At 66.6% G+C, this 8,074-nt stretch carries 7 protein-coding genes; 3 read left to right on the top strand and 4 right to left on the bottom strand.

Annotated features, from left to right (window positions below):
- On the top strand, positions 1-1,946 hold a 1,946-nt coding region (locus L995_RS26805; RefSeq protein WP_047474386.1), incomplete at its 5' end, for a TonB-dependent receptor.
- Positions 1,947-2,052: 106 nt separating this feature from the next.
- Here the strand turns inward: L995_RS26805 and L995_RS26800 are convergent.
- From L995_RS26800 to glmS, 3 genes are all read right to left on the bottom strand, one after another.
- Entirely contained in the window at positions 2,053-3,099 is a 1,047-nt protein-coding gene (locus L995_RS26800) for a hypothetical protein (RefSeq protein WP_017405837.1), read from the bottom strand.
- Between the two features lie 344 nt (positions 3,100-3,443).
- Positions 3,444-3,599 (bottom strand): hypothetical protein, encoded by a 156-nt coding sequence (locus L995_RS34040; RefSeq protein WP_164474684.1) that lies wholly within the window; start codon positions 3,597-3,599, stop codon positions 3,444-3,446.
- A 253-nt stretch (positions 3,600-3,852) separates the two neighbouring features.
- On the bottom strand, positions 3,853-5,772 hold the full coding sequence (gene glmS, locus L995_RS26790; RefSeq protein ID WP_047474381.1) for a glutamine--fructose-6-phosphate transaminase (isomerizing): 1,920 nt from the start codon (positions 5,770-5,772) through the stop codon (positions 3,853-3,855).
- Positions 5,773-5,909: 137 nt separating this feature from the next.
- On the opposite strand from glmS, the gene L995_RS26785 reads away from it, so the two are divergent.
- Positions 5,910-6,425, top strand: a complete 516-nt coding sequence (locus tag L995_RS26785; RefSeq protein WP_047474380.1) for an Lrp/AsnC family transcriptional regulator — start codon at positions 5,910-5,912, stop codon at positions 6,423-6,425.
- 217 nt (positions 6,426-6,642) lie between these two features.
- Positions 6,643-7,767 carry a GGDEF domain-containing protein gene (locus L995_RS26780; protein WP_016448446.1) on the top strand — a complete coding sequence of 375 codons (1,125 nt, stop codon included), beginning with the start codon at positions 6,643-6,645 and terminating at the stop codon, positions 7,765-7,767.
- 25 nt (positions 7,768-7,792) lie between these two features.
- Here L995_RS26780 and L995_RS26775 read toward each other — a convergent pair.
- A partial coding sequence (locus L995_RS26775; protein ID WP_047474378.1) for an ATP-binding protein occupies positions 7,793-8,074 on the bottom strand: 282 nt, incomplete at its 5' end.

The following is an 8,074-nucleotide window of genomic DNA, read 5'->3' as shown; positions in this document are numbered from 1 at the left end:
AGGTGGTCCCCGGCATGGCGGACTCCAGCCACACCATCACCGACTACGGCCAGACGCTGCGCGGCCGCAACATGCTGGTGCTGGTGGACGGCGTTCCGCTGAACACCAACCGCGACTCGTCCAGGAACCTGGCCAACATCAACCCGGCCGACATCGAGCAGATCGAGGTGCTGCGCGGCAGCAGCGCCATCTACGGCAGTGGTGCGGCGGGCGGCATTGTCTCCATCCGCACCAAGCGGCCCTCGGGCGAGACGCGGGCCGAGACCATCGTCACCGGCTCGACCCCGCTGTCCCGCCTGCGCGGCGCAGGACTGGGCGGCGAGGTGCAGCACTACCTGTCCGGCGGTGGCGAGGTGGTCGACTATTCGGTGAGCCTGGGCGCCAGGCACATGGGCGGCGCCTTCGACGCCAGGGGCAACCGCATTGCACCCGAGCCCAGCCAGGGCGACCTGTTCGACTCCAACATCTACAACGCCTCGGCCAAGATCGGCTTCAAGCTCGATGCCGACCAGCGCCTGCAATTGACCGCCAGCCACTACAACGCGGCCCAGGACACGGACTACGCCTCCGACCCGTCGGTGGCGCGGCTGCCAGCCGGAACGGCGGCGGCCCGCCCCATCAAGGGCCTGGTGCTGGCCGACCAGAACCAGATCAAGAACACCATGCTGGGCCTGGACTACGAGAACCGGGACATCGCAGGCAGCACGCTGGCCGCCCAGCTCTACTACCGGGACTTCTTCACGCGGTTTGCGCCCTTCGACGCACGCGCCGTGCCGGTGCGGGGCGCCAATGTCGATCAGTCCATGCAGAACTCCGAGGTCTTTGGCGGGCGCCTGACCCTGAAGACGCCGCTGGGCGCCGGCAAGAAGAGCCTGCTGATCTGGGGTGCGGACTTCAACCAGGAGCGCACCGACATGCCCATCGACATCTTCGATCCCCGGGCCTATGACGCCAGCGGCGGCCTGGTCTTTCACAAGACGGGCCAGCTGATCTACATGCCGCCCGTCACCACGCGCAGCATCGGCGCCTTCGCCCAGCTGCAGCACCGGTTCAATGCGCAATGGTCGGCGGAAGGCGGCCTGCGCTACGACCGCGCCCAGGCCAGCTTCAATGACTTCACGCCGCTGTCGCAGTCACGCGCCCCCAGCCCCCAGTCCGTGAACGGCGGCACCGTCAGGTACAACGCCTGGACCTACAACCTGGGCACGGTCTTCACGCCGGTCCCCGGCCAGGAGCTCTATGCCTCGTACAGCCAGGGCTTCGAGCTGCCGGACATCGGCGTGGTGGTGCGCAATGCCACGCCGGCCTTCAACCTGGGCAACTCCAACCTGCAGGCGGTCAAGACCAACACCTATGAAATGGGCTGGCGCGGCAAGTTCTCCAACGTGATGGCCAACCTCAGCGTCTTCCAGTCGCGCTCCAACCTGGGCGCCGTGCAGAGCTTCAACAATGGCCTGACCCTGCTGCGCACCCGCGAGAAGATCCATGGCATCGAAGGCGGCCTGGACTACTTCAGCGACGACGACCACTGGAGCGTGGGCGGCAGCTTCACCTGGATGAAGGGCCGCGAGCTGCCCCAGGCCGCCAGCGGCTACCAGGACATGACGGGCTTTCGCATCCCTCCGCTCAAGCTCACCGCCTATGTGGAGTACCGGCCCGACACGCGCTGGAGCCACCGCCTCCAGGCCACCGCCTATGCCTCCAAGGACTACCGCCTGGGCGGCAAGACCGGCTTCGGCCGCTATGACACACGGGGCTACACCACGGTGGACCTGATCAGCCAGTGGAAGATCGACCCCAAGAACCGTGTGTCCCTGGGCGTGGAAAACCTGTTCAACCGCCAGTACTTCCCGCTCTACAGCCAGCTGCTGCGCAGCAACAACAACACCAGCCGCCTGCCAGCGGCCGGCACGGTGCTGAAGATCAGCTACGCGCACACCTGGTGACCCCATAGGCAGGCACCGGTCGCCGCAGCCCGCCAACAACCGGCCGGGCACGGAAAGGGCCTCCACCCGACGCAGCCGATCAACGACCATCGGCTGCGCCCGGACCTCAAGGCCCCTTGCGCAGCGAGATCGGCGTGCCCCAGATCGGATCGGCGGCGCCCTGGCGGCCCAGCGTGGTGACCTGCATGGGCGCCAGCCGCGCCATGAGTTTTTCCTGGTCAGGGGTCAGGTTGGCGCGGGAGGCCAGATAGGTGCGCGTGAATTCCATGGGCACCGGCAGCGTGTGGACGGTGAAGTCCTCCAGCGGGCATTCGACCTTCTCGGCCGCCACCTTGCGGCAGCCCGCCTGGCGGAACTGGTAGCTGGGCGTCTTCAGATACGAGCGCTGGCTCAGCACCAGCTGCCCGCCTTCCAGCGTGAAACTGGCCAGGGCCTGCCGGGGCGGCACGCGCACCTGGACCTTGAGCGCAGGGATGTCGCGCGAGTCCGTGTCCTGGTAGTAGCCCGCACCCATGCCCGGCGTACTGTCCGTGACCTGCCGCTCGCCCCAGGCCACGCAATGGCCCGAGGCACGGTGCACCGTGGTGCAGTACTTCTCGGTGCGGGTCTGCGTGTGCGTGGTGGCCTCCTTCCAGTTCATCTCGGTATAGAACTCGCGGTAGGTCTCGGGCGCCAGGGACACCGTGCCGCTGGCGCCGCGGCCTGCGCCCGCAGCGCCCGCCTTGGCCCCCAGCTGGTCGAGCCGGGCATTGAGCCAGTAGTCATCGCCGCCCGTCAGCAGGTACTTGCCGGGGGGCAGGACATGGACCTCGAAGGCCTTGAAGAGGTAGGTGGTCTTGGGATCGCGCTGCAGCGCGTTGTTCTGGAACTTGCGGCCGAACACGATCTCCGGCCTGTCCTGGTGGGTCCACAGCACGTTCGAGGTCCATTTGGACATGCCGTCGGCGTCGGCCAGCGACTTGTGCGGCGTCAGGTCAGCCACCAGCACCACGGCCATGTTGGCCTTCAAGGCCTCGCTGATCACCCACAGCGTCTTCGCCTGCTCGGCTTCCTCCTTCTCGAGCTGCCCGCTGGAAGGCGGCGCGGCACACCCCGACAATCCCAGGGCGAGCACCAGAGTCGGCAAAACGAAGCAGGGGCGCTGCAGTGTCATCGTTGAAATCCTTGGAGGTTGATGCTGGAAAGGCGTCATTGTGCTGGGAGATCTCCGGCGGCCCCGGCCAGGGCAGGCCCTCGACACGGAAAAGCCGCCCGAAGGCGGCCGGTTCCAGGGAGCGCTGCACCAGCGCTGGCTGCGATCAATCAGCGTTGCTGTGGCTGGCGCAAAGGCTGCCCTTGTTGGCGGACGTTCGCCTTGCACTGCATCTGGCTGTAGTTCCTGTCCGTGATGGGTTGCCCCATCTGCATGGGAACATAGGCCGGATGCTGCGGGCCTCTCGTGGGAAGAAGCTGTTTCATAGTTCCATCCTCACGTCAAACGGAACGCCGCCCAGCCTGTCAGCGGGGCTGATTGGGCTGCTGCTGGCCTGGCTGGTTTTGACCAGGCTGCTTGTGCTGGGGGTTGTCCTGCTGCTGCTGTCCCGGGTTTTGCTGGTTCGGGTTCTGCTGCTGCGGGTTGTTTTGCTGCTGTTGCTGGTCGTTTTGCTGAGCCATGGGTATCTCCTTCACATGGTGGTCAAAGAGGCGCGTCAAACGAAGCGCCCGACTGCAGCGCAGATATGCACTGCGCTGGTAACCAGTGTGGGCCCGGACATGCGGCTCAGCCGTAGGACCGGCCAGAGCGTGCGCAGCCCCATGTTGCGACACCGCAGGTAGGCCAGCCGCCGGGTGTCCGACGGACATTTCGCACAGGGGGCAACGAAGGACCAGGGCAGGCCACGGCCTGCGCCCTACCCCGGCCCCCGCCTCACTCCACCGTCACGCTCTTGGCCAGGTTGCGCGGCTTGTCCACATCGGTGCCGCGTGCGCAGGCCGTGTGGTAGGCCAGCAGCTGCAGCGGGACCACGTGCAGGATGGGGCTGAGCGCGCCGTAGTTCTCGGGCATGCGGATGACATGCATGCCTTCGCTGCTTTCGATGTTGGTCTTGGCATCGGCCAGCACATAGAGCACGCCGCCACGCGCACGCACTTCCTGCATGTTGCTCTTGAGCTTTTCCAGCAGCTCGTCGTTGGGCGCCACCGTGACCACGGGCATGGCGCTGTCCACCAGGGCCAGCGGGCCGTGCTTGAGCTCGCCGGCCGGATAGGCCTCGGCGTGGATGTAGCTGATTTCCTTGAGCTTGAGCGCGCCTTCCAGCGCAATCGGGTAGTGGATGCCACGGCCCAGGAAGAGCGCGTTCTCGCGCTTGGCGAAGTCCTCGGACCAGCTGATGACCTGGGGCTCCAGCGCCAGCACGGATTGCAGGGCCACGGGCAGGTGGCGCATGGCGGCCAGGTATTGCTGCTCCTTTTCCTCGCTCAGCCGCCCTTGCGACTGGGCCAGGGCCAGGGTCAGCAGGAACAGGCCTGCCAGCTGGGTGGTGAAGGCCTTGGTGGAGGCCACGCCGATCTCCACGCCGGCGCGCGTGATGTAGGCCAGCTCGCATTCGCGCACCATGGCGCTGGTGGCCACGTTGCAGACGGTCAGCGTGTGCTTCATGCCCAGGTTCTGGGCATGGCGCAGCGCGGCCAGGGTGTCGGCGGTCTCGCCCGACTGGCTGATGGTGACGACCAGGGTCTTGGGATGGGGAACGCTGGTGCGGTAGCGGTATTCGCTGGCCACTTCCACGCTGCAGGGCAGGCCGGCCAGCGACTCGATCCAGTACTTGGCCGTGCAGCCGCTGTAGTAGCTGGTGCCGCAGGCCAGGATGAGCACGCGGTCGATCTCCTTGAACACGCGCCAGGCCGAAGTGCCCGTCTTGCCGTCCGAGGCCACGCCGTCGAACAGCTCGGGCACGATGGCCTGCACGCCTTCCAGCGTGTCGGCAATGGCGCGCGGCTGCTCGAAGATTTCCTTTTGCATGTAGTGGCGGTAGGGACCCAGCTCGGCCGCGCCGCTGTGGGCGTGCACGGTGCGCACGGGGCGCTGCTCGGGCGCCAGCCGCTCGCCGCCCTTGCCCACCAGCCAGTAGCGGCCAGGCTGCAGGTCCACGATGTCGCCCTCTTCCAGGTAGACGATCTGGTCGGTCACGCCGGCCAGGGCCATGGCGTCGCTGGCCAGGAAGTGTTCGGCACCGTCCTGGCCCACGCCCAGGATCAGCGGCGAGCCGGCGCGCGAGCCCACCACGCGCTGCGGTTCGTCCTTGTGCATGACGGCGATGGCAAAGGCACCATGCAGGCGCTGCGTGGCGGCCTGCACGGCCTCGAACAGGTCGCCGCCGTAGAGGCTGTCCACCAGGTGGGCGATGACCTCGGTGTCCGTCTGGCTGGCGAAGACATAGCCCTTGGACTGCAGCTCGGCGCGCAGGGCTTCGTAGTTTTCGATGATGCCGTTGTGCACCAGGGCCACGCGGGCCGGCTGGTCGGTGTCGGCCACGGGCGAGACGCCAGGGCCGTGGCTGAAATGCGGATGGGCGTTGCGCACCGCCGGCTCGCCATGCGTGGCCCAGCGCGTGTGGGCAATGCCGGTGTGGCCGATGACCTTGTCCTGTTGCACCTGGTCCATGAGTTCGGCCACGCGCGCCGTGGAACGGGCGCGCCGCAGGCCCAGGCTGTGCACGCCCTGTGCGTCCAGCGCCTGCACGGCCACGCCGCAGGAGTCATAGCCGCGATATTCCAGGCGCTGCAGGCCCTGGACGAGAACGGGGACGATATCGCGGAAGGAAACCGCTGCGACGATGCCACACATGGACAAGCTCCTTGTTTCGAGATGACGACGGATGCTACGCAGGTTGAAAAGAAATTTCTCTCCAGATTTCCTTATCTATTGAACTAATATTTCATCATCAGGCATTCAAGAAATATTATTTCAATATAAATAACAAAATGAACCAAAATTCCATTCAACTGGACGCTACCGACCTGCAGCTGCTGCAGCTGCTGCAAGAAGACTGCAGCCGCAGCAACCAGGCCCTGGCCGCGCTGCTGCAGCTGTCGCCGCCCACCTGCCTGCGCCGCGTGCGGCGGCTGCAGGAGTCCGGGCTGATCGAGCGGCGGGTGGCCATCCTGCAGCCCGAACGCCTGGCCGCCGCCCTGGGCCATGGGCTGCAGGCCATTGTGGAGGTCTCGCTGGACCGCCAGGACAGTGACGCGCTGGACGGATTCGAGCGCCGCGCCGTAGCGCTGGACGCCGTGCAGCAGTGCTGGCGCGTATCGGCGGGGCCTGATTTCATCCTCGTGGTGGCCGCGCCCGACATGCCGGCCTACCTGGAGTTGAGCCGGGCGCTATTCACGGGCGACGCCAACGTGCGCAATGTCAAGAGTTTTTTCAGCGTCAGGCGCGCCAAGTTCTCCACCGCCATGCCGCTGCCGCCGGCAAATCCCGGAACAGGCGCCCAATGAGGCCAGGACGCTTGATTTTGCGAGTAATTGTGCGCATCAGGAAACTGCGCGGCGGCGGGACTGCGTAGGACAGCAAGCCTGCAATGTGTCCCGAACGCCAACTTTGGGCAACGTTGGACTTTAAGGCGTTGCGCACGCACGGGGACAATGATACAAATTGATGCAACAACACTTTCTGACGCGCTAGGCAATCGGCGCGCACTCGGCTCGCACCGCCATGTCCTTGCGCCAGCGCATCCATCGCCGCACCTATCCCTTGCGCGTCTCCAGCATGGCTTTGGGTGGCCTCGTCGTGGGCACGACCATGACCGAGCTGGGCGCCAGCACGGCTGTCTGGGGCTTTGTGCTGGTGAGCGCCCTGGTCTGGCCGCACATCGCCTTTCTCCACGCCCGCCACAGCCGTGACAGCCACCGCGCCGAACACGCCAATCTGAAGATAGATGCGCTGATCATCGGCAGCTGGATTCCCGTCATGCATTTCTGTGCATTGCCCAGCATTGCGCTGCTGGCCATCAGCATTGCAGACCGCAACCACACGGCCACGCGCGACGGCTGGCTGCAATCGCTGTTCGCCACCTTCCTGGCCGCCGCCGCGGGGGCCCTGCTGCTGCGGCCCGCGCCCGAGTGGGAGGCCAGCCTGGCAGTGCAGCTGAGCATGCTGCCCCTGCTTCTGCTGCACAGCGTGTTCTCCAGCTGGTCCACGCGCCAGCTGGTGCGCAAGCTGGCACGACAGAACGTGAAGCTGCAGGTGCTCAGCCGCATCGACCCACTGACCACGCTGTACAGCCGCGACTACTGGTGGCAGAAGGCGCGCGCCGCGCTGCGCGACTACCGGCAGACGCAGACCTCGGCCTGCCTGCTGATCGTGGACATAGACCACTTCAAGCGCATCAACGACAGCTTTGGGCACACCGTGGGTGACGAGGTGCTGCAGGCCATCGGTCTGACCATCCGGCACTGCCTGCGATCGCATGACGCGGCCGGCCGCTACGGAGGCGATGAATTCGCCGTGCTGTGCATGCACACCCATCTGGACGATGCCTATGCGGTGGCCCTGCGCATACGCAACCAGCTGAGCCAGCTGCGCGTGCGCGAGCACCCGCATCTGCGCGTCAGCGCCAGCATTGGCGTGGCGGCGGCGGACCCCAGCTTTCTGTCGGTCAAGGACTGGATCAATGCGGCCGACAGCGCGCTCTACAGCGCCAAGGACGCCGGGCGCGACCAGGTGATACCTGCTGCGCCGCTGATGGCCGGCAGCGCGCCCACCAGGTCGGGCACGGACGCGGGCAGCGAGGCCTCGCGCCAGGCACACCAGCCCGAGCCGGACGACACGCTGATCTGAGGGCTGGCGCCAGCGGCAGGCAGACTCAGAGCCCGCGATCCGTGCGCCGCACTTCGCCGCCGGGCCAGTTCAGGCATACGCTGCAGCCGCCCGCCGGCGTGGCGCGGATGGTGGCCTCGCCGCCGTGGCGGCGCATGACGCCGCGCACCAGGGCCAGGCCCGTGCCCAGGCCCGGAAACTCCGACTCACGGTGCATGCGCTGGAAGATGCCGAACAGCGCGCCCGCACGCGAGGGGTCGAACCCCACGCCGTTGTCCGTCACGCTGAGCGTGATGCCGCCGTCGGCATGACGCTCCACATCACGCGG

It is taken from the genome of Delftia sp. ZNC0008, from assembly GCF_000799035.1.
Taxonomy (GTDB): domain Bacteria; phylum Pseudomonadota; class Gammaproteobacteria; order Burkholderiales; family Burkholderiaceae_C; genus Comamonas; species Comamonas tsuruhatensis.
This window is presented reverse-complemented; position numbering and strand designations above follow the sequence as displayed.

What these genes read in the sequence shown, in the direction of transcription:
- L995_RS26780 (WP_016448446.1), top strand. Translation starts at nt 6,643, where the DNA reads ATGTCCTTGCGCCAGCGCATCCATCGCCGCACCTATCCCTTGCGCGTC.
- L995_RS26785 (WP_047474380.1), top strand. Translation starts at nt 5,910, where the DNA reads ATGAACCAAAATTCCATTCAACTGGACGCTACCGACCTGCAGCTGCTG.
- glmS (WP_047474381.1), bottom strand. Translation starts at nt 5,772, where the DNA reads ATGTGTGGCATCGTCGCAGCGGTTTCCTTCCGCGATATCGTCCCCGTT.
- L995_RS34040 (WP_164474684.1), bottom strand. Translation starts at nt 3,599, where the DNA reads ATGGCTCAGCAAAACGACCAGCAACAGCAGCAAAACAACCCGCAGCAG.
- L995_RS26800 (WP_017405837.1), bottom strand. Translation starts at nt 3,099, where the DNA reads ATGACACTGCAGCGCCCCTGCTTCGTTTTGCCGACTCTGGTGCTCGCC.